The 22345-nt window shown below is 73.5% G+C and carries 22 protein-coding genes; 3 read left to right on the top strand and 19 right to left on the bottom strand.

Annotated elements, in window-relative coordinates:
• Position 1 precedes the first annotated feature (1 nt).
• The 4 genes from secD to ruvC all read right to left on the bottom strand — a co-directional run bounded on the left by secD (position 2) and on the right by ruvC (position 4068).
• Complete coding sequence (secD, locus tag Q8R60_04900) at positions 2 to 1732, bottom strand: protein translocase subunit SecD (GenBank protein MDP3711806.1); 1731 nt, start codon at positions 1730 to 1732, stop codon at positions 2 to 4.
• A gap of 154 nt (positions 1733 to 1886) precedes the next feature.
• Entirely contained in the window at positions 1887 to 2939 is a 1053-nt protein-coding gene (gene ruvB, locus Q8R60_04895) for a Holliday junction branch migration DNA helicase RuvB (protein MDP3711805.1), read from the bottom strand.
• On the bottom strand, positions 2936 to 3547 hold the full coding sequence (ruvA, locus tag Q8R60_04890; GenBank protein MDP3711804.1) for a Holliday junction branch migration protein RuvA: 612 nt from the start codon (positions 3545 to 3547) through the stop codon (positions 2936 to 2938). The genes ruvB and ruvA overlap by 4 nt, the downstream gene beginning before the upstream one ends.
• Positions 3544 to 4068: a crossover junction endodeoxyribonuclease RuvC gene (ruvC, locus tag Q8R60_04885; protein ID MDP3711803.1), complete on the bottom strand. Its 525-nt coding sequence runs from the start codon at positions 4066 to 4068 to the stop codon at positions 3544 to 3546. Before ruvC ends, ruvA begins: the two co-directional genes overlap by 4 nt.
• Positions 4069 to 4228: 160 nt before the next feature.
• Here ruvC and Q8R60_04880 point away from each other — a divergent pair, with 160 nt between their 5' ends.
• Positions 4229 to 5578 (top strand): HD-GYP domain-containing protein, encoded by a 1350-nt coding sequence (locus tag Q8R60_04880; GenBank protein MDP3711802.1) that lies wholly within the window; start codon positions 4229 to 4231, stop codon positions 5576 to 5578.
• 24 nt (positions 5579 to 5602) lie between these two features.
• Here the strand turns inward: Q8R60_04880 and Q8R60_04875 are convergent, their stop codons facing one another.
• The 8 genes from Q8R60_04875 to Q8R60_04840 form a co-directional block, all read right to left on the bottom strand.
• The gene (locus Q8R60_04875; GenBank protein ID MDP3711801.1) at positions 5603 to 6352 is read right to left on the bottom strand and encodes a YebC/PmpR family DNA-binding transcriptional regulator; all 750 of its coding nucleotides are present in this window, start codon (positions 6350 to 6352) and stop codon (positions 5603 to 5605) included.
• A complete protein-coding gene (gene pdxT / locus Q8R60_04870; GenBank protein ID MDP3711800.1) occupies positions 6349 to 7005 on the bottom strand; it encodes a pyridoxal 5'-phosphate synthase glutaminase subunit PdxT in 657 nt (218 codons plus the stop codon). The genes Q8R60_04875 and pdxT overlap by 4 nt, the downstream gene beginning before the upstream one ends.
• Positions 6999 to 7889, bottom strand: a complete 891-nt coding sequence (gene pdxS / locus Q8R60_04865; GenBank protein ID MDP3711799.1) for a pyridoxal 5'-phosphate synthase lyase subunit PdxS — start codon at positions 7887 to 7889, stop codon at positions 6999 to 7001. The genes pdxT and pdxS overlap by 7 nt, the downstream gene beginning before the upstream one ends.
• 41 nt (positions 7890 to 7930) lie before the next feature.
• Positions 7931 to 8986 (bottom strand): DUF3048 domain-containing protein, encoded by a 1056-nt coding sequence (locus Q8R60_04860; GenBank protein ID MDP3711798.1) that lies wholly within the window; start codon positions 8984 to 8986, stop codon positions 7931 to 7933.
• Between the two features lie 125 nt (positions 8987 to 9111).
• Positions 9112 to 9606: a hypothetical protein gene (locus tag Q8R60_04855; protein ID MDP3711797.1), complete on the bottom strand. Its 495-nt coding sequence runs from the start codon at positions 9604 to 9606 to the stop codon at positions 9112 to 9114.
• Positions 9603 to 10841 (bottom strand): glycosyltransferase family 4 protein, encoded by a 1239-nt coding sequence (locus Q8R60_04850; protein ID MDP3711796.1) that lies wholly within the window; start codon positions 10839 to 10841, stop codon positions 9603 to 9605. Before Q8R60_04850 ends, Q8R60_04855 begins: the two co-directional genes overlap by 4 nt.
• Entirely contained in the window at positions 10838 to 11737 is a 900-nt protein-coding gene (locus tag Q8R60_04845; protein MDP3711795.1) for a phosphatidylinositol mannoside acyltransferase, read from the bottom strand. Before Q8R60_04845 ends, Q8R60_04850 begins: the two co-directional genes overlap by 4 nt.
• On the bottom strand, positions 11734 to 12345 hold the full coding sequence (locus Q8R60_04840) for a CDP-alcohol phosphatidyltransferase family protein (protein MDP3711794.1): 612 nt from the start codon (positions 12343 to 12345) through the stop codon (positions 11734 to 11736). Before Q8R60_04840 ends, Q8R60_04845 begins: the two co-directional genes overlap by 4 nt.
• Before the next feature lie 100 nt (positions 12346 to 12445).
• On the opposite strand from Q8R60_04840, the gene Q8R60_04835 reads away from it, so the two are divergent.
• Positions 12446 to 14575, top strand: coding sequence for an elongation factor G-like protein EF-G2 (locus Q8R60_04835; GenBank protein ID MDP3711793.1), 2130 nt, complete (start codon positions 12446 to 12448; stop codon positions 14573 to 14575).
• Positions 14572 to 15054 (top strand): GNAT family N-acetyltransferase, encoded by a 483-nt coding sequence (locus Q8R60_04830; GenBank protein ID MDP3711792.1) that lies wholly within the window; start codon positions 14572 to 14574, stop codon positions 15052 to 15054. The genes Q8R60_04835 and Q8R60_04830 overlap by 4 nt, the downstream gene beginning before the upstream one ends.
• 93 nt (positions 15055 to 15147) lie before the next feature.
• Here the strand turns inward: Q8R60_04830 and Q8R60_04825 are convergent, their stop codons facing one another.
• The 7 genes from Q8R60_04825 to Q8R60_04795 form a co-directional block, all read right to left on the bottom strand.
• Positions 15148 to 16053 carry a sugar ABC transporter permease gene (locus Q8R60_04825; GenBank protein MDP3711791.1) on the bottom strand — a complete coding sequence of 302 codons (906 nt, stop codon included), beginning with the start codon at positions 16051 to 16053 and terminating at the stop codon, positions 15148 to 15150.
• Positions 16054 to 16135: 82 nt separating this feature from the next.
• Positions 16136 to 17137 carry an ABC transporter ATP-binding protein gene (locus Q8R60_04820; protein ID MDP3711790.1) on the bottom strand — a complete coding sequence of 334 codons (1002 nt, stop codon included), beginning with the start codon at positions 17135 to 17137 and terminating at the stop codon, positions 16136 to 16138.
• Positions 17134 to 17898, bottom strand: coding sequence for an ABC transporter permease subunit (locus Q8R60_04815; GenBank protein ID MDP3711789.1), 765 nt, complete (start codon positions 17896 to 17898; stop codon positions 17134 to 17136). Before Q8R60_04815 ends, Q8R60_04820 begins: the two co-directional genes overlap by 4 nt.
• Before the next feature lie 26 nt (positions 17899 to 17924).
• Positions 17925 to 18458 carry an HIT domain-containing protein gene (locus tag Q8R60_04810; GenBank protein ID MDP3711788.1) on the bottom strand — a complete coding sequence of 178 codons (534 nt, stop codon included), beginning with the start codon at positions 18456 to 18458 and terminating at the stop codon, positions 17925 to 17927.
• On the bottom strand, positions 18455 to 20341 hold the full coding sequence (gene thrS, locus Q8R60_04805) for a threonine--tRNA ligase (GenBank protein MDP3711787.1): 1887 nt from the start codon (positions 20339 to 20341) through the stop codon (positions 18455 to 18457). The genes Q8R60_04810 and thrS overlap by 4 nt, the downstream gene beginning before the upstream one ends.
• Positions 20342 to 20489: 148 nt before the next feature.
• Positions 20490 to 20924 carry an OsmC family peroxiredoxin gene (locus Q8R60_04800; protein ID MDP3711786.1) on the bottom strand — a complete coding sequence of 145 codons (435 nt, stop codon included), beginning with the start codon at positions 20922 to 20924 and terminating at the stop codon, positions 20490 to 20492.
• A gap of 408 nt (positions 20925 to 21332) precedes the next feature.
• The coding region (locus tag Q8R60_04795) for an IS630 family transposase (protein MDP3711785.1) at positions 21333 to 22345 on the bottom strand (1013 nt) is incomplete at its 5' end.

The raw sequence follows: 22345 nt of genomic DNA, 5'->3' as shown, positions 1-22345 counted from the left end.
GTCAGGCCTCCTGGGGAGCGGTGGGACCGGGCTTGCCCGGCGTGGGGTCGACTGCACCGCGCGGACGCGCGAGACCGGACAGCTTCTCGTTCGTGAACCACGGGTAGCGCGACAGGAACGACACCAGCGGCCGGGTGAACAGGAACACCACGACGACGTCGATCAGGGTCGACAGGCCGAGGGTGAACGCGAAGCCGCGGACCGAGCCGACCGACAGGAAGTACAGCGTGATGGCGGACAGGAAGCTGACCGAGTTGGCGGACAGGATCGTGCGCCTGGCCCGGACCCACGCGCGGTCGGCGGCACTGCGTGGGCTTCTCCCCTCTCTCACCTCGTCCTTCAGTCGTTCGAAGTAGACGATGAAGGAGTCGGCGGTGATGCCCACGGCCACGATGAAGCCGGCGATGCCGGCGAGCGACAGCGCGAAGCCGATCTGGTCGCCGAGGATCGTGACGGACCCGTAGACCAACGATCCGGCGACGCCGAGCCCGAAGATCGTGACGAGCCCGAGGATGCGGTAGTAGAGGATCGCGTAGACGATCACGACCGCGATCCCGATGCCGCCGGCGATGAGCCCGGCGCTGAGCTGGTCGTCGCCGAGGGTGGCCGAGACGACCTCGACCTGGCCGGTCGTGAACGACAGCGGCAGGGCGCCGTACTTGAGGGTGTTGGCGAGCTCGGCCGAGGACTTGCGGTTGAAGTCGCCGGTGATCTGGGCGTCGCCGTCGATGCGCTCGTTGATCGTCGGGGCCGAGAGCACCAGGCCGTCGAGCACGATCGCGACGTTCTTGCCGGTCGTCTTCACCGTGAGGTCGGTGAACTTCTTCTGGCCCTCACCGGTGAAGCTCACGACGATCTGCCAACCGGTGCCGAACTGGTCGAGGCTCGCGGTCGCGCCCTTGACGTCGGTGCCGATGACCGCGGCGGCGTCGAGCTGGTACTTCACGGCGCCGTCGTCGGAGCAGGCGATGATCTGCTGCTCGGGCTTGTCGAGCGAACCGCCCTCGCGGGCGCCGGGGACGCTGCAGTCGAGCGCCTCGAAGGCCTGCGGGGTGTAGACGTCGCCGGACTTCGGCCCGGTGTAGGCGGGCCCGCCGGAGGCGGTCGGCGTCGGGCTGGCCGCGCCGCTCGGGGTAGCGGCCGGGCTGGCCGCGGAGGTCGCCGTCGCGGTGGGAGTGGGGGTCGGCGCGGCGACGCCGAGCAGGGCCGGCGGGACGGCGCGGCCGTTGCTCGTGGCGCTCGGTGCCGGGTTGACGGCCGGCGCGCTGGCAGTCGGAGCCGGGCTGCCGGTCGGCACGGTCGTGGGCACGGCCGTCGGGATCGGCTGCGGGCTGCCGGCCGCCTGGTTGAGGACCTCGCGGAAGCGCAGCTGCGCCGTCACGGTGAGGGCCCGCAGCGACTCCCGGGTGCCGCCCGGCACCGACACGACGATGTTGCTGCCCTGCGTGACGACCTCGGCCTCGGCGACACCCAGGCCGTTGACGCGGCGCTGGATGATCTCGATGGCCGTGTCGAGCTGCGCCTGGGTCGGCGGCGTGTCGCCCTGCTCCTGCTGTACCTGTAGCACGACGCTCGCGCCACCGCGCAGGTCGAGGCCGAGCTTCGGGGTGAGCGGACCGTCGTCGCCACCGAACCAGACGACGGAGTACATGATCGCGAACAGCGCCGCGAGGGCACCGAAGTACCTGCCGACGTGCAGCTGGTTGCGCGACGCTGGACCTGAACGTGCCACGGCCGAGTGACTCCTTGAGTCGAGAAGCGGGCGCCCGTCAGCCCTCATCGGGAGGGGCGCGACCACCGAACGCTAGCCGCAAACCGGGTGCCGGTGCGCGAGGCGGGGCCTCGGGAGGACGACGAGCGGACCGGGCAGGGGGTTCCCGAGTGGCTCAGCCGGCGCTGTCGAGCCCGTCACCGAGGTCGAGCGGCAGCACGTCGACGCCCCCGACGGGGCCCGGCGGGCGCAGCCCGAGGTGGGTCCAGGCCGCCGGCGTGGCGACCCGGCCGCGGGGGGTGCGGAGCACCAGCCCGGAGCGCACGAGGAAGGGCTCGGCGACCTCCTCGACGGTCTCGGCCTCCTCGGAGACCGCGACGGCGAGCGTGGACAGCCCGACCGGGCCGCCGCCGAAGCGGTGGACGAGGGCCTCCAGCACCGCGCGGTCGAGCCGGTCGAGGCCGAGCTCGTCGACGTCGTAGACCGCCAGCGCGTCGCGGGCGATCGCGCGGGTGACGACACCGTCGGCGCGCACCTCGGCGTAGTCGCGGACCCGGCGCAGCAGCCGGTTGGCGATGCGCGGCGTGCCGCGCGAGCGGCCCGCGACCTCGACGGCCCCGTCGGGGCGCAGGTCGACCCCGAGCAAACCGGCGGAGCGGGTCAGGACCTGCTCGAGCTCGGCCGGGCTGTAGGGCTCCATGTGGGCGGTGAAGCCGAAGCGGTCGCGCAGCGGGCCGGTCAACAGGCCCGAGCGGGTCGTGGCCCCGACGAGGGTGAACGGCGCCACCTCGAGCGGGATCGCGGTCGCCCCCGGACCCTTGCCGACGACCACGTCGACGCGGAAGTCCTCCATCGCGACGTAGAGCAGCTCCTCCGCGGGCCGGGCGATGCGGTGGATCTCGTCGATGAACAGCACCTCGCCCTCGGTGAGGCTGCTGACGAGGGCCGCGAGGTCGCCGGCCCGCTCGAGCGCGGGGCCGCTGGTGATGCGGATCGGGGTGCCGAGCTCCTGCGCGATGATCATCGCGAGGCTGGTCTTGCCGAGCCCGGGCGCGCCGGAGAGCAGCACGTGGTCCGGCGGCCGGCCACGGCGCTTGGCGCTCTCCAGCACGAGGGTGAGCTGCTCGCGGACCCGCTCCTGCCCGACGAACTCGTCCAGCCGGCGCGGCCGCAGCGCGGCCTCGACCCGCTGCTCCTCCTCGTCGAGCGGCTGCTCGGGCAGGGTCACCGGGCGCGTCCGAGCATCGCGAGGGCCTCCTTGAGCAGCACCGGGACGTCGGCGTCGGTGGCGTCCGGTCGCGACTCTGCCAGCCGGGCGACGGCGTCGTCGACCTGCGCGGTGGTGAAGCCCAGGCCGCCGAGCGCGGCCCCGAGCGTCGCCTGCCAGGCGGGCAGCCCGGCCGCGACGGGCGCGGGCGTGTCGTCGAGGACCCCGAGGGCGGCGGCCTTGTCCTTGAGCTCGAGCACCATCCGCTGGGCGCCCTTCTTGCCGATGCCGGGCACGAGGCACAACGCGGCGAGGTCCTCCGTGAGCAGCGCGCGGCGGACCGCGTCGGGGGCGTGCACCGACAGCACGGCCTGCGCGACTCTCGGCCCGATACCGCTCGCGGACTGCAGCATCTCGAAGACGAGCCGCTCGTCGTCCTCGCCGAAGCCGTAGAGGGTCAGGCTGTCCTCGCGCACGACGAGGCTGGTGGCGAAGGCCACCTGCTCGCCCACGCGGGCGCGCGCCTTCGTGCCCGGCGTCGTGTGGAGCGCGAGCCCCACCCCGCCGACCCGCACCACGAGGCCGTCCGGGGTCAGGGCAGTCACGACCCCCTCGACGGACGCGATCACCGGCGTACTCCTGTCCGTGCTCCGGCCAGCGCTGTGGCGAGCCGCTGCTGCTGGGCCCCGCGCCACAGGTGGCAGATCGCGAGGGCGAGGGCGTCAGCGGCGTCGGCGGGCTTGGGGGGCGCGTCGAGGCGCAGCAGCCGGGTGACCATCGCGCCGACCTGGGCCTTGTCGGCGCGGCCGGAGCCGGTGACGGCGGCCTTGACCTCGCTCGGGGTGTGCAGCGCGACGGGCAGGCCGCGGCGGGCCGCGCAGGTGATGGCGACGGCGCCGGCCTGCGCGGTGCCCATCACGGTGCGGACGTTGTGCTGCGCGAAGACCCGCTCGACGGCCACCGCGTCGGGACGGTGCAGGTCGAGCCAGCGCTCGACCTCCTCCTCGAGCGCGACCAACCGCGCGCCCAGCTCTGCGTCGGCCGGTGTGCGCGCCACACCCACGGCGACCAGGGTGGCCCGCCCGGGCGCGCCCTCGACCACGCCGAGCCCGCACCGCGTCAGCCCCGGGTCGACCCCCAGCACCCGCACGCCCGGCTCCCGCCTGTAGAACACCTGTTCCCCGAGACTAGGGGGCCGTCGGGCGCGCCGAGGGGAGGCGCGCCCCGGCGTGGCGCGGTGCTGGGCGGTGCACTGCGTGCCACTCTCGGGACCGGTCTCACGGGAATGGGTCTAAAAGGGGGTACGCCGGATGCAGCGCGCTGTCGTCACCGCCGTCGCAGGCGCTCTGCTCGGCGCCGTCGTCGTGCTGGCCGTCGTGCTGCTGGCCGCCCCGCCCGCCTCCCTGCTGGCCGTCGCCGTCTTCGCCGGTCTCGCGGTCGCGGCCGAGCTGCTCGGCGAAGAGGTCTACGGCTCGACGACGGTCTCGCTGTCGGCCGTGCCGGTGCTGGCGGCGCTGGCCGCGGGCGAGCCGGTCGCCGCTGTCGTCGCCGCCGGGGCCGCCGGACTGGCCACGACCGCGGCCGCGCGCAGCCGGCGGGCCGAGCAGTACGTCTTCAACACCGCCGCGCTCGTCGTCGCCGCCGGGGTCGCCGCGGTCCCCTTCGCGCTGCTCCCGTGGTCGTCCCTGCCCGCGCTCGGGGTCGCGGGGCTGGCGAGCGGCCTGGGCTACTTCGCGGTCGACAACGGGCTCGTCGCGCTGGTGGTCGGCCTCGACCAGCGACGCACGCCCGCGGAGGTCTTCCGCACGGACCTGTCGTGGTCGCTTCCCCACTTCGCGGCGTACGGCGTGCTGGCGGCCGCGCTCGGCTACGCCTGGACGACCGCGGGGCTGTGGGGGCTGGTCGCGTTCCTGGTGCCGCCGCTGCTCGTGCGGGTCGGCCAGCAGCAGTACCTCCGCCAGACCCGCGACTCCGTCGTGCGGCTGCAGGCGCTCGCCGAGGACCTCGCGGCCGCGAAGGCCGTCGCCGACGCCGCGGCCGCCGAGCTCGCCGACCGGCACCGGTCGACCGCCGCCGCGCTGGCCGGGGCGATCGACGCCCGCGACTCCACCACCGGCGGCCACGTCGAGCGGGTCGCCGCCCTCGGTCAGGCGCTGCTCGAGGAGGTCGACCCGGCGCTGGCCGCCGACCCGCAGCTGGCCTTCGGGTTCTTGCTGCACGACGTCGGCAAGATCGGCGTCCCCGACGCGGTCCTGCAGAAGCAGGGTCCCCTCGACGAGGCCGAGCGCGCGGTCATGGACCGCCACCCCGACATCGGCTTCCGGATCGTCAGCGAGGCGGGCTTCTCCCCCGTCGTCGCCGAGCTGGTCCTCACCCACCACGAGCGGTGGGACGGCCTGGGCTACCCGCGCGGCCTCGTCGGCGAGCAGATCCCGGTGCAGGCCCGGCTGTTCTCGGTCGCCGACGCGCTCGACGCGATGACCTCGGACCGGCCCTACCGCCAGGGGCTGTCGCTGACCGCAGCGCTGGACGAGCTCGACCGCCACGCGGGCACGCAGTTCGACCCCGCGGCCGTCGACGCGCTGCGCCGGCTCGACCCGGACCTGCTGCGCCACCTGCTGCGCCTCGAGCAGCGCCGCACCGTCATCTCGCTCGTCTGACGCCCCCGCGGCCGGGCGGGGCGGTCAGACGGACTCGAGGACCTCGTCGGAGACGTCGAAGTTGCCCCACACGTTCTGCACGTCGTCGAGGTCCTCGAGGGCGTCGACCAGCTTGAGGACCTTGCGGGCGGCCTCGTCCTCGAGCGGCACCGACAGCGAAGGCAGCCAGGCCATGTCCGCGGAGTCGACCGTGAGGCCGGCCTCCGTGGCGGCGTCGCGCACGGCGCGGGTGTCGGTGGGGTCGCAGAGCACCTCGAAGGCCTCGCCCTGGTCGTTGACGTCCTCGGCGCCGGCATCGAGAACAGCCGTCAGCACGTCGTCCTCGGTGAGCCCGTCGGTCTTGGTGATGAGCACGACGCCCTTGCGGCCGAACAGGTAGGCCACCGAGCCGGGGTCGGCCGGGTTGCCGCCGTTGCGGGTGATGGCGATCCGGACCTCGGCGGCCGCGCGGTTGCGGTTGTCGGTGAGGCACTCCACCAGCAGCGCGGCGCCGCCCGGGCCGTAGGCCTCGTAGGTGATCTCCTCGTAGGCCGCGGCGTCGCCCATCTCGCCGCTGCCGCGCTTGATGGCCCGCTCGATGTTGTCGGACGGGACCGAGAGCCGCTTGGCACCGGCGATCGCGTCGGCGAGCGTCGGGTTGCCGGCCGGGTCCGGGCCACCCGTGCGGGCCGCGACCTCGATGGTCTTGATCAGCTTGGCGAACAGCTTGCCGCGCTTGGCGTCGACGACGGCCTTCTTGTGCTTGGTCGTCGCCCACTTGGAGTGGCCGCTCATCCCCGCGCCTCCTGGATCATCTCGACGAACAGTCCGTGCACGCGGGTGTCGCCCGTGAGCTCGGGGTGGAAGGCGGTCGCGAGCACCGCGCCCTGCCGCACCGCCACGACCCTACCGGCGGCCCGACCAACATCGCCGTCCGTGGCGTCCTGCGGTCGGCCTTGCAGCGGCGCGCTCGCGTCGTAGGACGCAACGCGGGCGAGCACCTCGACCGACGGGCCGACGCGCTCGACCCAGGGCGCGCGGATGAAGACGGCGTGCAGCGGCGACCCGGCGAAGCAGACGTCGGCCTCGAAGCTGTCGACCTGCGACCCGAAGGCGTTGCGCCGCACCGACACGTCGAGCCCGCCGAGCAGCGGCTGACCGGGCAGGCCGTCGAGCACCTCGTCGGCGAGCAGCACCATCCCGGCGCAGGAGCCGTACGTCGGAAGGCCCTGTGCGACGGCGTCCCGGAGCGGCTCGAGCAGGTCGAACAGCCCGAGCAGGCGGCCGATCGCGGTGGACTCCCCGCCCGGGATCACGACCCCGTCGAGACCGGCGAGCTCACCGGGCGCCCGCAAGGGCGTCGTACGCGCCCCTGCTGCCTCGAGCGCGGCCACGTGCTCCCGGACGTCGCCCTGCAGGGCGAGCACGCCGACGAGCGGGGCTACCAACCGCGCTTGGCGAGCAGGTCCCCCGCGCCGAGGGAGTCGACGGAGATGCCGACCATGGCCTCGCCGAGACCGCGCGACACCTTGGCGATGCGCTCGGCGTCGGTGAAGAACGCGGTGGCCTCGACGCACGCGCGGGCGCGCGACACGGGGTCACCGGACTTGAAGATGCCGCTGCCGATGAAGACGCCGTCGGCGCCGAGCTGCATCATCATCGCCGCGTCGGCCGGAGTCGCGACGCCGCCGGCGGTGAAGAGCACGACGGGCAGCCGGCCGAGCTCGGCGGTCTCGCGGACCAGCTCGACGGGGGCCCGCATCTCCTTCGCGGCCTCGAAGATCTCCGCGGAGTCCATGACGGTGAGGCGCTTGATCTCGCCGAGGATGGTGCGGATGTGGGTGGTCGCCTGCGACACGTCACCGGTGCCGGCCTCGCCCTTGGAGCGGATCATCGCCGCGCCCTCGGAGATGCGGCGCAGCGCCTCGCCGAGGTTGGTCGCGCCGCAGACGAACGGCACCGTGAAGGACTGCTTGTCGATGTGGTGGGCGTAGTCGGCGGGGGTGAGGACCTCGGACTCGTCGATGTAGTCGACGCCGATCGCCTGCAGGACCTGGGCCTCGACGAAGTGGCCGATGCGGGCCTTGGCCATGACCGGGATGGAGACCTCGGCCTTGATGCCGTCGATCATGTCGGGGTCGCTCATCCGCGCGACGCCACCGTCACGGCGGATGTCGGCGGGCACGCGCTCGAGCGCCATGACCGCGACGGCCCCGGCGTCCTCGGCGATCCGGGCCTGCTCGGCGTTGACGACGTCCATGATCACGCCGCCCTTGAGCATCTCCGCCATGCCGCGCTTGACGAGCGGGGAACCGGTCACAGGGCTTGTCATGGCGGGCCTTCCAGAGGGAGCGGGAGCGCCCTCATCCTAGGTCAGCCGAAGGTCAACGGTCGCCCCGAAGGCAGCAGCAGGACCCACGTGGGGCCGGGCTTGAGAGCGATGTCACGCCCCTTCGCGTCGTAGTAGCGGGTGCCGGTCGCCGCGCCGAGCCGCTTCCACGTCCCGGTAGTGCGCCGGCCGTCGCGCAGGACCGTGACCTCGCCGCTCCCGGTGGTCACCGAGAAGGGGCTGACCTGGCCGTTGACGTCGGAGTACTGGCTACCGCGGACCCGCACCCGCTGCACGACGATGTTGGCCGCGGCGACCCCGCGCATCCGCTGGCCGTCCTGGAACACCGCCCACTTCCCGCTCGGCGGGTCGTAGCGGACGTCGACGCGGGCGATGTGGGAGAAGCCCACCCGCGCGGTGCGGGTCGGCGCGCCCGGCAGCGCCGGACCGAAGCGGAACCCCACGTCCCGCGGCACGACCGCCTGCGGGCGCTGGCGCACGAGCGTCGCCGGGACCGTGAAGAAGTTGCGGGCGTCCTTGCGCAGGGCCCCCAGGCGGTACGACGAGGGCAGTGCGTCGTAGGAGGCGTCGAGGACCCGCCCGGCCCGCACCGCCGCCGCGAACTTGCGCTTCACGCCGGTGTTGCCGCCGCTGAACCCGACGGCGACCTTGCCGTAGGGCCGCAGCAGCTCGATGTCGTTCTCCCGGACGCTGCGGATCGGGCCGACCTCGCGCCGGTCGCTGCCGTCGAAGAGCGCGAGAAAGCGGGTCGACCCGCCCTCCATGAGCTCCTCGTAGACGACGGCCGCCCGGTCGAGCCCGACGTGGTAGGGCCGGGCCAGCGGGGAGTTGTCGACCTTGAGCGCGACCAGCCCGGCAGTGGGAGCGGGGCGGGTGCCGGTCAGCGGGCTCGCCGGCCCGGTGGGCGTAGGGCGCGCTGTCACGGGTGGGGTCGTGGCGGGCGCGGCGGTGGCCTTGACCGGCACCGCGGCCGGCGGCTGCTGCGCGGCGGGCTCGGTGCCGCAGCCGGCGACCAGGGCGGCGCCGAGCAGCAGGCCGCCGACGACCCGGGGGAAGGCGCCGCGCGTCCGGGTGGTCACGGGGCGACGCTACGTCCCAGGGCCGCGGACGTCCGGCAGACGCGCCCGTGCTGGCCACGCGGCAAGCGTGCTGTGGTGCCGGGGACAGGGCCGGTGCCGGGACAGGGCCGCCGACCGCGGGGCCGTCAGGTGAGGGCGGTGTCGTCGATCTCGAAGAAGACCGGTATCCGACGCCGCCCGGCGAGCCGCAGTGCCCGGACCATCCGCTTGAAGCGCAGCGAGCGGGTGTCCTTGACGGCGCTGTTGTGGAACGACCGGGCCAGCCCCACCCGGACCCCGGCGGCGGCGAGCTCGTCGAGGGCCGCGCCGGCGGGGGCGTGCGCGACGACGGCCCGCAGTGCGCGGGTCAGGTCGTTCTCGACGGTCTCCCTGCCCTCGTCACCGGCCTCGACGGCGTCGTGGGCGAGCGCCGCCATCCGGTCGGTCGCCGGGCCGGGCGGCAGCAGCGGGACGAGAGCCCGGGCGGCGGCGGCCCGTCGCACGAGCTGGGCATCGAGCGCTGCCCAGGCCGCGTCGACGCGGGCGTGCTGGCGGTCGAGGCGGCCGGCGGTCCAGGTGATGTAGGAGGCGAGCAGGACGAGGACGACGACCGCAGTGGTCACGCTGCCGACGCCGGTCACCGCGGGTCCAGCCGGGCGATCCAGGACCGCAGCGCCGGCAGCAGCCGGCCGGGGTCGTCGTCGCTGCCGTCGACGGAGTCGGCGAGCCCGTGCAGCTCCTCGGTGAGGACGTCGTCGAGGTCGACCGGTGCGGCCTCGCGCACCGCTTCGTAGACGGCCAGGACCATGCGGGTGACGGTCGCCCAGTCGTAGCGGCGCACGACCTCGTGGCCGGTCGCCGACAGCGCCGCGCGGCGCCGCGGGTCGGCCAGCAGGTCCGCGAGCGCCTCCGCGAGGGCGGCGGCGTCACCGACCGGGAAGAGCACGCCCGCTCCCCCGTCCTCGAGCACCCGGCGGAAGGCCTCGAGGTCGGACGCGACGACGGGGGTGCCGGCGGCCATCGCCTCGATGAGCACGATGCCGAAGGACTCGCCGTGGGTGTTGGGCGCGCAGTAGACGTCGCCGCTCGCGTAGACCCGCGGCTTGTCGGCGTCACTGACCAGGCCGAGCAGCTCGACCCGTTCGCGCAGGGCCAGCGGCACCGAGGATCGGACCTCCTCGACGTCACCGGGGCCGGCGACGAGCAGCCGGACGTCGGGGACGCGGCGGACCAGCTCGGGCAGTGCCTCGAGCAGGACGGCGAGGCCCTTGCGGGGCTCGTCGATGCGGCCGAGGAAGCACACCGTCGGGGCGTCGCCGCGGTCGGGGAACGGCTGCGCGCCCTCGAAGCGGCTGACCTCGACGCCGTTGGGGACGAGCACCGCATCACCGCCGAGGTGCTCGACGACGACCCGGCGGGCAGCCGGCGACACCGCGATCCGGCCGGTGATCTTCTCCAGACCCGGCTGCAGAGCGGTGCCGAAGACCTGCAGGGCGCGGCTGCGGGTCGTGGCGGTGTGGAAGGTCGCGACCATGGGGCCGCGGGCGGCGAAGGTCGCGAGCATCGACAGCGACGGCACGGTCGGCTCGTGGACGTGCAGGACGTCGAAGCGGCCCTCGCGCAGCCAGCGACGGGTGCGGGCGAGCGACAGGGGGCCGAAGGCGAGCCGCGCGACCGAGCCGTTGTAGGGCACGGGGACGGCCCGGCCGGCGGGGACGACGTAGGACGGGAGGTCTGCCTCGTCGGGCTCGTCGACGGGGGTGAGGACCGACACCTCGTGGCCCTGGGAGATCAGCGACTCGGCGAGGTCGCGCACGTGGGCCTGCACGCCGCCGGGGACGTCCCAGGTGTAGGGGCAGACGATCCCGACCCTCACGGGCCTGCCTCGGGTCTGGGCTCCAGGTCCTCGAGCCACAGCCGCTGCAGCATGTGCCAGTCGGCGGGGTGCCGCGCGATGCCGTCGGCGAAGGCGTCGGCCATCGCCTGGGTCATCGTCGCGACGTCGGTGTGGGCGACAGGCGGGAAGAACTCGATGCACCACCCGTCGGGGGTGAAGGACAGGTGGACCGGGACCAGCGCCGCACCGGTCTCCAGCGCGAGCGAGGCGGGGCCCGCGGGCATCCGGGTGCGGGCGCCGAAGAAGTCGACCTCGACCCCGCGGGCCGACAGGTCGCGGTCAGCGAGCAGGGCGAGGCAGCCACCGTCGCGCAACCGCTCGACCATGACGTCGAAGGGGCTGCGCTCGCCGCCGGTCAGCGGCAGCACCTCCATGCCCAGCGACTCGCGGAAGGCCACGAAGCGGTCGAACAGCGACTCCGGACGCAGGCGCTCCGCGACGGTGGTGAAGCGGGTGCCGGTGCCGATCAGCCAGACCGCGGCGGTGTCCCAGTTGCCGCTGTGCGGCAGCGCGAGCACGACGCCCCTGCCGGCCGTGAGGCCGTCGCGCAGGTGGTGCTCGTGGACGGGCTCGGTGCGGGCGACGACGTAGGTGACGGGCATCGTCGGGAGCCGGAAGACCTCGCGCCAGTAGCGGGCGTAGGAGCGCATCGCGGCGCCGACGACGTCCTGGCCCGGCGCGACGCGGGCGAGGTTGGCGCGCAGCCGGTCGACGCCCTTGCCTCCGCGCCGCACCGACAGGTCGGCCCCCCGGTCGAAGAGCCGGGCCGCGACCCCCTCGGGCAGTGCCTTCACGAGGGCCCAGCCACCGGCGTACGCCGCATCCGTCGCGCGCCCGGTCAGGACGCCCGCGACGACTCCAGCGAGCCGGGTCACGCCGGGAGGCTCGCCTGGCGGCGGACCTCGGCCAGCCGCTGGCCGACGGTGACGGCCGTGGCCGCCGCGAGCAGCCACAGCGCGACCGCGAGGACCCACTCCGGAGCGGTGAGGCCCACGAGGAAGGTCCCGAGCAGGACGAGGATGAGCCGCTCGGCGCGCTCGGCGAGCCCGACGTCGCAGCGCAGGCCGAGGCCCTCGGCGCGCGCCTTCGCATAGCTGACGATCGACCCACCGGCGAGGCAGAAGGCGGCCACCGCGCAGAGCAGCAGGGAGTCGCCGTCCCCGGCGTACCAGAGCACGAGACCGCTGAAGATGGCCGCGTCGGCGATGCGGTCGCAGGTCGAGTCGAGGAAGGCACCCCAGCGGCTGGAGGTGCCGCGCATCCGCGCCATGGTGCCGTCGAGCAGGTCGGTGAGGACGGAGAAGAACACGATCGCGGTGCCGGTGAAGAACATGCCGCGGGGGAAGAACACCAGCGCGCCGGTGACCGCCCCGAGGGTGCCCGCGACGGTGATCGCGTCGGGACCGACGCCTGCCCGGAGCAGGACGCGGGCGACCGGGTCGACGACCTTGGCGAGCGCCGGCCGAACGTGCAGATTGAGCATGTGGGCAAGGCTAGCCGTGGCGGCTTGTCGCGAGGCGCTCCGGCGCGGCAGAGTGCGGGCACGGGCATCCGCCCGCCACCCCCACGAGCCGGAGGCCGACATGGCAAGGGACACGGGCAAGGCGGGGCCCGCACCGGCGCCGCGCCCTGCGGAGCTCGTCCGCAACGTCGTCCTCGTCGGACACGCGGGGGCCGGCAAGACGACGCTGGTCGAGGCGCTGCTGGCCCGCACGGGCACGATCGCGCGGCCCGGTCGGGTCGAGGACGGCACGACGGTCTGCGACAGCGAGGAGGTCGAGCACCGCCAGCAGCGCTCGGTGTCCCTGGCGCTCGCGCCCCTGGAGCACGCCGGGGTGAAGGTCAACCTGCTCGACGCCCCCGGCTACGCCGACTTCGTCGGGGAGCTGCGCGCAGGGCTGCGCGCGGCCGACGCCGCGTTGTTCGTCGTGTCGGCGGTGCAGGGCGTCGACGCGCTCAGCCAGCAGCTGTGGGACGAGTGCGCCGCGGTGGGGATGCCCCGGGCAGTCGTCGTCACCCAGCTCGACAAGCCGCGCGCGGACTTCGACGACACCGTCGCGCTGTGCCAGCGCGTCTTCGGCGACGGGGTGCTGCCGCTCTACCTGCCGATGCACTCCGACGACGGCTCGGTCGCCGGCCTGATCGGGCTGCTGTCGCAGCGGGTCTGGGACTGGTCGTCGGGCGAGCGGGTCGAGCGCGACCCGGACCCGGAGCACCTCACGCTCGTCGAGGGCCACCGCGGCGACCTCATCGAGGCGATCATCGCGGAGTCCGAGGACGAGACCCTCATGGACCGCTACCTCGCGGGCGAGGAGCTCGACAGCAAGACGCTCGTCGCGGACCTCGAGACAGCCGTGGCCCGCGGGCACTTCTACCCCGTGCTCGCCGCCGCACCACTGACCGGGCTCGGCACCGACGAGCTGCTCGAGATCCTCACCTCGGCGTTCCCGACCCCGCTCGAGCACCCCTGCCCGACGGTCACCCGACCCGACGGCTCCCCAGCCGCGCCGATCAGCTGCGACCCCGACGGGCCCCTGGTCGCGGAGGTCGTGCGCACCACCACCGACCCCTACCTCGGCCGGGTGTCGCTGGTGCGGGTCTTCTCCGGCACGTTGACGCCCGATGTCGCCGTGCACGTCAGCGGTCACGGCCTCGCCGACCGCGGCCACCCCGACCACGACGTCGACGAGCGGGTGGGCGCGCTCTCGACCCCACTCGGGTCGGCGCTGCGCCCGGTGGCGTCCTGCGGCGCGGGCGACCTGTGCACGGTCGCGCGGCTGACCTCCGCGGAGACGGGTGACACGCTGTCGTCCAAGGACGACCCGCTGCTCGTGCAGGCCTGGGACCTGCCCGAGCCGCAGCTGCCCGTCGCGGTCCAGGCCGCGTCTCGCGCCGACGAGGACAAACTCGGGACCGCCCTGCAGCGCCTCGTCGCCGAGGACCCGACGGTGCGACTCGAGCGCCAGGCGGAGACCGGGCAGCTCGTCCTGTGGTGCGTCGGTGAGGCCCACGCCGAGGTCTTGCTCGACCGGCTCACCGCACGCCACGGCGTGGCGGTGACGACCCCGGCGTACCAGGTCAGCCTGCGCGAGACCCTCGCGGCGCCCGTGACCGTGACCGGCCGCCACGTGAAGCAGAGCGGGGGGCACGGGCAGTACGCCGTGGTCGTGCTCGAGGTCGCGCCGCTGCCGTCGGGCTCGGGCCTGGTCTGGTCCACGCGGGTCGTCGGCGGGTCGGTCCCGTCGCAGTTCCACGGCTCCGTGGAGAAGGGCGTGCGCGCGCAGATGGAGCGCGGCGTCCACGGCGACGACGTCCACCGCCCGCTCGTCGACCTGTCGGTCACCCTCGTCGACGGCAAGGCCCACTCGGTAGACTCCTCCGACGCCGCCTTCCAGTCCGCCGGTGCCCTCGCCGTCCGGGAAGCGGCCGCGTCGGGGACGACGGTGCTCGAGCCGGTCCACGAGGTGGCGGTGACCGTGCCGACCGCCTTCGTCGGGACCGTGATGAGCGACCTGTCGGGGCGGCGCGCCCGGGTGACCGGCAACGAGCCGCTGGCCGACCACGACCTCGACCTCTCGGTCGTGCACGCCGAGGTGCCCGAGCTCGAGCTGGCCCGCTACGCCGTCGAGCTGCGCTCGCTGACCCACGGGACCGGCACCTTCACCCGCCGCTACCTCGCGCACGAGCCGGCCCCGCCGCACGTGCTGGCGTGACGGTCGCGACCCGCTGGGCGGTGCCGTCGGACGAAGACACGCTGGCCGCGCTCGACGCGGTCGCCTGGGACAGCCGCTCCGGCTTCCCATCCGTCATGACGCGCGGCGGGCCGTTCCTCTCCGACGCGACGCCGCCGTCGACGCTGCTCGTCGCGGAGATCGACGGCGAGCTCGTCGGCTACCTCAAGCTCAAGCACTGGACGGAGCTGGCGGAGAACGCCCACGTGCTCGGGGTCCAGGGGGTCGCGGTGCACCCTGACCGGCGTGGCCGAGGGGTCGGGACGGCCCTGCTGCGCGCCGCCGAGACCGCAGCCAGGGCCCAGGGCGCCCGCAAGATCTGGCTCGGCGTCTTCGGGACGAACCCCCGCGCGCAGGCGCTCTACGCCCGCGAGGGCTACGTCGTGGAGGGCGTGCGGCGCGGCGAGTGGTGCATCGACGGGGTCGACGTGGACGACCTGCTGATGGCCCGCTACCTGTGAGGAGATGATCACCATCGTTGCGGAATGGTGATCGTGTCGCGGCCCGCCCCGGCGTGTCGTCACGCGACGATCAGCCACCCCTGCGGGCTCGCGCTAGAGGACGCCGGCCCCGCGAGTCCAGCGACGCAGCAGGCGGTACTGCACCGCCACCACCACCGCGGTCAGCACGAGCAGCAGCAGCGCGATCGCCGCGCCGTCACCGAACTTCAGCTCGCGGAACCCGCGCTCGTAGGCGAGCACCGGCAGCAGCTTGGTCGAGCCGAGCGGCCCGCCGCGGGTGAGCAGCAGCACCGGCACGACGACGAGCTGCATCGAGGTGACGAGGTCGCGTGCGGTCAACAGCCCCAGCACCGGCGCGAGCGTCGGCAGCGTCACCCGCCGGAACAGCCCGACCCCACGCGCCCCCTCGAGCCGCGCCATCTCGTAGAGCACCGGCGGCACCTCGCGCCGTGCCGCGAGCGTCACGAGGAAGCCCTCCCCCAGGCTGAAGACCGCGATCGCCACGATCGTCAGCCGCGCCCCGAGCGGGTCGAGCAGGATCGGCCCGGGCGTCTGGTCGAGAGCCCGCGCCGCGACGGCAACCGGGCCGTAGACCGGGTTGACCACCCACAGGAAGACCAGCGCGGTCGCGGCATCGGGCAGCACCGTCGGGAGGTAGGCCCCCACCCGGCCCGGGACGGCGAGCCGCTCGCGCCGGTGCAGCAGCAGCGCGAGGCCGAGCCCGCCGAGCACCCGCAGCGGCACGGCGAGGGCGAGGAAGATCGCCGTGGCCTTGAGGGCGCGCGCGAACTCCGAGTAGGCGAACAGCTGCCGGTAGGTGTCCAGCCCGACGAACCGCGCGGGCGACAGCCCGTCGTACCTCGTGAACGCGAACCCCGCGGTCACGACGGCCGGCACCAGCACCAGCGCGACCGCGCCTACGAGGAAGGGCAGCAGCAGCATCCACAGGCCCAGGTCGTACGACGGGCGACGCACCCACCGCGGGCGCCCCGTGATCATCAGGACTCCTGCACGGGGCGCCCCGGCGTGTCGCGTGCAGATCCCCTGATGATCATGCGGGGAGGGCCGGGCTGCGCGGGGGTCATGGCGCGGGCCAGCCGTGGACGCGGGCCGGGTCGACCACGACCCCGACCCGGGTGCCGACGGCCGGCGCGGACCCGGGCACGCAGCGGGCCACCAGCCGCCCGGCGGCCGTGTCGAGCAGCGCCCAGGCCTCGTGCCCGTGGTCCTCCACCGAGGCGACGACCGCGTCGTCACCGGCACCCACGGCCACGTGCTCAGGGCGGACCCCGAGCACCGACGGACCGGTCAGGCCCGGCCTCCGCAGCGGGCCGGCGACGCCGTCGGCGCCGGTCAGCAACGACATGGGCGGGGTGCCGACGAAGGACGCGACGAAGGGGGTCGCGGGGGCGTCGTAGAGCTCGCGGGGGGTCGCGACCTGCTCGAGCCGACCGGCCCGCAGGACCGCGACCCGGTCGCCGAGGGTCATCGCCTCGGACTGGTCGTGGGTGACGAGCACCGCGCAGCGACCGTCGGCGCGCAGCAGCTCGGCCAGGCCGCGGCGGGCGTCGGCACGCAGCAGCGGGTCGAGCGCCGACAGCGGCTCGTCGAGGCAGAACAGCGCCGGGTCACGCACGAGCGCGCGCGCCAGCGCGGTGCGCTGCCGCTCGCCACCGGACAGCTCCGAGGGCAGCCGGTCGAGCAGCGGCGTCAGCCCGAGCGGCCCGGCGGCCGCCTCGATCCGGGCCAGCCGCACGGCAGCGCGCACCTTGCGGACCCGCATGCCGAAGGCGATGTTGTCGCGCACCGTGAGGTGGGGGAAGAGCGCGAAGCCCTGGAAGACCATCGCCACCGGTCGCCGCTCGGGCGGGACCCCGCGCTGCGGCTCGCCGCGGAGCTCGACGGTGCCCTCGGTCGGCTCGAGCAGCCCGCAGAGCAATCGCAGCAGGGTGGTCTTGCCCGACCCCGACGGCCCGACGACGGCGAGCACCTCCCCCGGCTCGACCGTCAGCGTCACGTCGCGAAGCGCCCAGCCCTCGGCCCCGGGGTGGCGCAGCCCGAGGCCCTCGAGCCGCACCGTCACGTCGCGTCCCGTGAGCCGAGCAGCGGGCGCTGCACGGCGAGCAGCGCCAGCACCGCCGGGATCGCCAGCAGCGCCGCACCCGCGAAGAGCACCGGCTGCTCCACGCCGTCGAGGGTCGCGAGCTCACCGATGCCGAGCGGCAAGGTCCGGGTGTCGGCGGAGCGCGCGTAGAGCAGCGCGTCGAGGTAGTTGCCCCAGTGGAAGACGAAGCCGACCGCCGCGATCGCCGTGGTGGTCGCGGTCACGAGCGGCAACCCCACCCGCCGCCAGGTCGTCAGCGCCGACGCGCCCTCGAGCCGCGCCGCCTCCCACAGCTCCGGCGGCACCCGACGGAACGCGCGATAGGCCAGCAGCACCGTGAACGGCGTCGTCGCGGCGAGCGCTGGCGCGACCAGCGGCACGAGCGTGTCGAGCAGCCCGAGCTCGAGGTAGAGCACGAAGCGCGGCACCCACACCATCGGCAGCGGCACGAGCAGCAGCGCGGTCACCAGCACGACGACCGCGCGCCGCCGCCGCTGCGGCAGCTGCGCCATCGCGAACCCCGCCCACGACGCGAGCAGGGTCGTCACGGGCACCGCAACGGCCACCACGAGCAGGGAGTTCCGCAGCAGCCGCCCCAGCGGCACGACCTCGGGCAGTCGTGCGTACGACGACAGCGACGGCGAGCTCGGCAGCAGCTCCAGGCCGGCGGGCGGTGGCAGGCCCACCTCGCGCAGCGACCCGGAGAGCACGACAGCCAGGGGCGTGAGGAAGACGACCACCACCAGGAGCCGGAGTCCGGCTCTGGCTACACCCGCGACCACGCCTGCGCCAGCAGGGCTCGGGTGTCGGGGAGCAGCTGCGGCAGGACGCGGGTGTGGCCGACGACAGGCATGAAGTTGGTGTCGCCACCCCAACGCGGCACGACGTGCTGGTGCAGGTGCGCGGCGATGCCGGCACCCGCGACGACCCCGAGGTTCATGCCGACGTTGAAGCCCATCGCGCCCGTCGCGTGGCGCACGGCCCGGATGGCGCGCTGGGTGAGCGTCGCGACCTCCGCGGCCTCGTCGTCGGTCAGTTCGTCGTAGCCCGCGACGTGGCGGTACGGGACGACCATGAGGTGGCCGGCGTTGTAGGGGTAGAGGTTGAGCACCACGAAGCAGACCTCCCCACGCGCGACCACCAGGCCCTCGTCGTCGGACAGCGCCGGGATGTCGCAGAAGGGGCAGCCCTCTTTGCCCTCGCCCTTGATGTAGGCCAGGCGGTGCGGGGTGTAGAGCCGATCGAAGGCGTCGCGGATCCCGACGCCCTGCTGCTCCTCGTGCGCGGTCGGGTCGCTCACGTGCGGGCCCGCACCGCCGCGACGATGCGCTCGACCGCCTCGTCGACCGGGATGCCGTTGTCCTGGGTGCCGTCGCGGAAGCGGAACGACACCGCAGCCGCTTCGACGTCCTCACCACCGGCGATGAGCATGAAGGGGACCTTCTGCTTCTGGGCGTTGCGGATCTTCTTCTGCATCCGGTCGTCGGAGTCGTCGACCTCCACCCGGATGCCGGCCGCCTTCAGCTTCGCCGCGACGTCCCACAGGTAGCCGTCGTAGTCGCTGTGCACCGGGATGCAGGTGACCTGCACGGGCGACAGCCACGCCGGGAAGGCACCGGCGTAGTGCTCGGTGAGCACCCCGATGAAGCGCTCGATCGACCCGAACTTCGCGCAGTGGAGCATCACCGGCTGCTGGCGGGTCCCGTCAGCAGCCTGGTACTCCAGCTCGAACCCGCGCGGCTGGTTGAAGTCGTACTGCACCGTCGAGAGCTGCCAGGTGCGCCCGATCGCGTCCTTGGCCTGGACGGAGATCTTCGGGCCGTAGAAGGCCGCGCCGCCCGGGTCGGGCACGAGCTCGAGGCCGGTGTCGCGGGCGCACTGCTCGAGGACGGCGGTCGCGGTCGCCCAGTCCTCGTCCGAGCCCACGAACTTGTCGGGCTTGCTGTCGTCACGGGTGGACAGCTCGAGGTAGAAGTCGGTGATCCCGAAGTCGCGCAGCAGCGACAGCACGAAGCTCAGCAGGTGCTTGATCTCGTCCGGCGCCTGCTCCTTCGTGCAGTAGGAGTGCGAGTCGTCCTGGGTCAGCCCGCGCACGCGGGTGAGCCCGTGGATGACGCCGGAGGCCTCGTTCCGGTAGACCGACCCGAACTCGAAGAACCGCAGCGGCAGCTCGCGGTAGGACCGCCCGCGCGACTTGTAGATGAGGTTGTGCATTGGGCAGTTCATGGCCTTGAGGTAGTAGTCGCTGCCCTCCATCTCCATGGGCGGGAACATGCCGTCGGCGTAGTACGGCAGGTGCCCGGAGGTGTGGAACAGCCCCTCCTTGGAGATGTGCGGCGTCCCGACGTAGAGGAAGCCCTCCTCGATGTGGCGCGCGCGGACGTAGTCCTCCATCTCCCGCTTGATGACCCCGCCCTTGGGGTGGAAGACCGCGAGGCCGGACCCGATCTCGTCGGGGAAGCTGAAGAGGTCGAGCTCGACACCGAGCCTGCGGTGGTCGCGCTTCTCGGCCTCCTCGATCAGCCGCAGGTGCTCCTTGAGGTCGTCCTTGGTCGCCCAGGCGGTGCCGTAGATGCGCTGCAGCTGCGGGTTCTTCTGGTCGCCGCGCCAGTAGGCGGCGGCAGAGCGCATCAGCGTGTACGCCGGGATGTCGCGCGTGGTCGGCAGGTGCGGTCCGCGGCACAGGTCCTTCCACGCGAGCGTCTCCCCCGCGTGGTTGTCGTAGATGGTGAGCTCCGCGCCGCCGACCTCGGGCGACTCCTCCGGGGCCGACCCCTTGAGGCCGATCAGCTCGCACTTGAAGCGCTCGTCGGCGAGCTCGACGAGCGCGTCGGCCTCGGTCACCACGCGGCGACTGAAGGTCTGCCGCTGCCGGGTGATGTCGCTCATCTTCTTCTCTATGGCGGCGAGGTCCTCCGGCGTGAACGGCCGCTCGGGCAGGAAGTCGTAGTAGAAGCCGTCCTTGATGGGCGGCCCGATGCCGAGCAGCGTGCCGGGGAACAGCGCCTGCACCGCCTGGGCGAGCACGTGCGCCGCGGAGTGCCGCAGCACCATGAGGCCGTCGGGGCTCGCGTAGGGCACCTGCTCGACGACGTCGCCCTCGGCGACCACGTGGGCCAGGTCGACCAGCTCGCCGTTGACCCGCGCGACCGCGCTGTCCCTGCCGCCGGCCGCGACCAGCAGCGCGCCCGCCGTCTGCCCGGCCTGCCCCGCCTCGACGGTGAGGGTGACGACAGGATCAGCGGTGGGCACGGGAGCTCCAGGGATGCGGAAGGGCGGGACGCGTCGACCCTATCGACGCGCCCCGCCCTGCGCTCTCGAGACGACGGCGCTAGGCGCGGACGACCTCGACGGTGACGGGGATCGCCGCGAGGGCCTTGCTGACCGGGCAGCCGGACCTGGCCGCGTCGGCGGCCTTGGCGAAGGTGTCGTCGTCGAGGCCCTCGACCTCGACGACGGCCTTGAGGTGCACGGTGAGGCCGAAGCCGCCGGTGCTGTCCGGGCCGACGGTGACGTCGGCGACCACCTCGACGCTGTGCGGGGTGCCACCGGCCTGCGCGACCTCGTTGGAGATCGACATCGCGAAGCAGGACGAGTGCGCCGCCGCGATCAGCTCCTCCGGGCTCGTGGTCCCGGGCGAGCTGTCGGCGGTGCGCTTGGGGAAGTCGACCTCGTAGGTGCCGACGCCGCTGCTGGTCAGCTCGACCTGGCCGGAGCCGTCCATGAGCCCGCCGTTCCAGGCGGTGCGAGCGGTGCGTGTTGCCATAGGTGGTGCTCCTCGGATCAGGGGGAGGGGACCATCCCTCCAAGTCCGACCCTGCCCCATCTCTTCCTGGGGCGCGCCTGCGGGGGTGGGCGTAACAGGCTCCTACGCGGTCGCCCTGGCCTGCATCCACGCCCACCTCGACGACGTACTGGCCTGAGACACCGCCCGCGGGGTTGAGGGCTGGTGGGTCATGCCGATCGAGGTGCACGACGACGGTAGCGAGCAGCGGCTGCGATGAGCTGGCACCTCATCCACGCCGCCCCGACTGGTGGCTCGATGAGCAGGACGCCGTCGTCGCTGCGGACTCGCCGAAGGCGAAGGTGAGCTCGTTCGACACCTCGGATCAGCGCCCCGGCCGCATCGTGGGCGGTGGCGAGCGCGAACGCCTGTTAGTGGTCCGTCTCTTGATTAGCTGACTACTTGTTGGAGGGTGTCGCGGGCGCGCGCGATCTTGGCGAGAATGGACTCTGCGGTGGCAGTCCAGACGTAGGGCGTCGGGTCGTCATTGGTGGCCTCGAGGAACTCCTCGATGCTGGCGATGAGCTCGCGAACACTGCCGAAGACACCGCGCCGCAGGTTCTTGCCTTCGAGCTTGCCGAACCAGTTCTCGACCTGGTTGAGCCAGCTGCTGCTGGTCGGGGTGAAGTGCAGGTGGAAGCGCTTGTGCCGGCTGAGCCAGCGTTGCACCTCGGCGTGCTTGTGGGTGCTGTAGTTGTCCAGGATGACGTGGATCTGCAGGCCGTTGGGGACTTCCCGGTCGATCGTCTTGAGGAAGGTCAGGAACTCCTGGTGCCGGTGCCGCGGCAGGCACTGGCCGATCACTCGTCCGGTCAGCACGTCCAAGGCGGCGAACAAGGTGGTGGTGCCGTTGCGCTTGTAGTCGTGCGTCATGGTGCCGGCCCGGCCCTTCTTCATCGGCAGGCTGGGCTGGGTGCGGTCGAGCGCCTGGATCTGGCTCTTCTCGTCCATGCACAGCACGACGGCCTTCTCTGGCGGGTCGAGGTAGAGCCCGACCACGTCGACGAGCTTGTCGGTGAACCGCGGGTCGTTGCTGACCTTGAAGCTCTCGACCCGATGAGGCTGCAGGCCCAGCTCGGACCAGACCCGCTGCACGGTGTCCTTGCTGACTCCGACCTCATCGGCCATCGTCCGGCAGGACCAGTGCGTGTGCCCCTTCGGGCGGGTTGTCTTGGTGAGCGTGACGATCCTCGCGATCGTCTCCTCCGGGATAGAGGGCTTGCGGCCCCGCCCCGGCGCGACCTTCCCCCAGTTCGCCAAGCCGTCGGCCTCAAACGACCTGCGCCAGGATCGCACCGTCACCGGCGTCACACCTTGCTCGGAGGCGATCGCGCTGTTCGCGACGCCGTCCGCCGCAGCCAACAGCACCCGCGCCCGCAGCACCTCACGATGCGCCGCAGTCT

This window comes from Mycobacteriales bacterium (assembly GCA_030697205.1).
Lineage (GTDB): Bacteria > Actinomycetota > Actinomycetes > Mycobacteriales > SCTD01 > JAUYQP01.
This window is presented reverse-complemented; position numbering and strand designations above follow the sequence as displayed.

Bases quoted from the DNA above. Each gene is read 5' to 3' on its own strand.
- Q8R60_04880 (MDP3711802.1), top strand. From the start codon at position 4,229: ATGCAGCGCGCTGTCGTCACCGCCGTCGCAGGCGCTCTGCTCGGCGCC.
- Q8R60_04875 (MDP3711801.1), bottom strand. From the start codon at position 6,352: ATGAGCGGCCACTCCAAGTGGGCGACGACCAAGCACAAGAAGGCCGTC.
- pdxS (MDP3711799.1), bottom strand. From the start codon at position 7,889: ATGACAAGCCCTGTGACCGGTTCCCCGCTCGTCAAGCGCGGCATGGCG.
- Q8R60_04840 (MDP3711794.1), bottom strand. From the start codon at position 12,345: ATGCTCAATCTGCACGTTCGGCCGGCGCTCGCCAAGGTCGTCGACCCG.
- Q8R60_04835 (MDP3711793.1), top strand. From the start codon at position 12,446: ATGGCAAGGGACACGGGCAAGGCGGGGCCCGCACCGGCGCCGCGCCCT.
- Q8R60_04825 (MDP3711791.1), bottom strand. From the start codon at position 16,053: ATGATCACGGGGCGCCCGCGGTGGGTGCGTCGCCCGTCGTACGACCTG.
- Q8R60_04800 (MDP3711786.1), bottom strand. From the start codon at position 20,924: ATGGCAACACGCACCGCTCGCACCGCCTGGAACGGCGGGCTCATGGAC.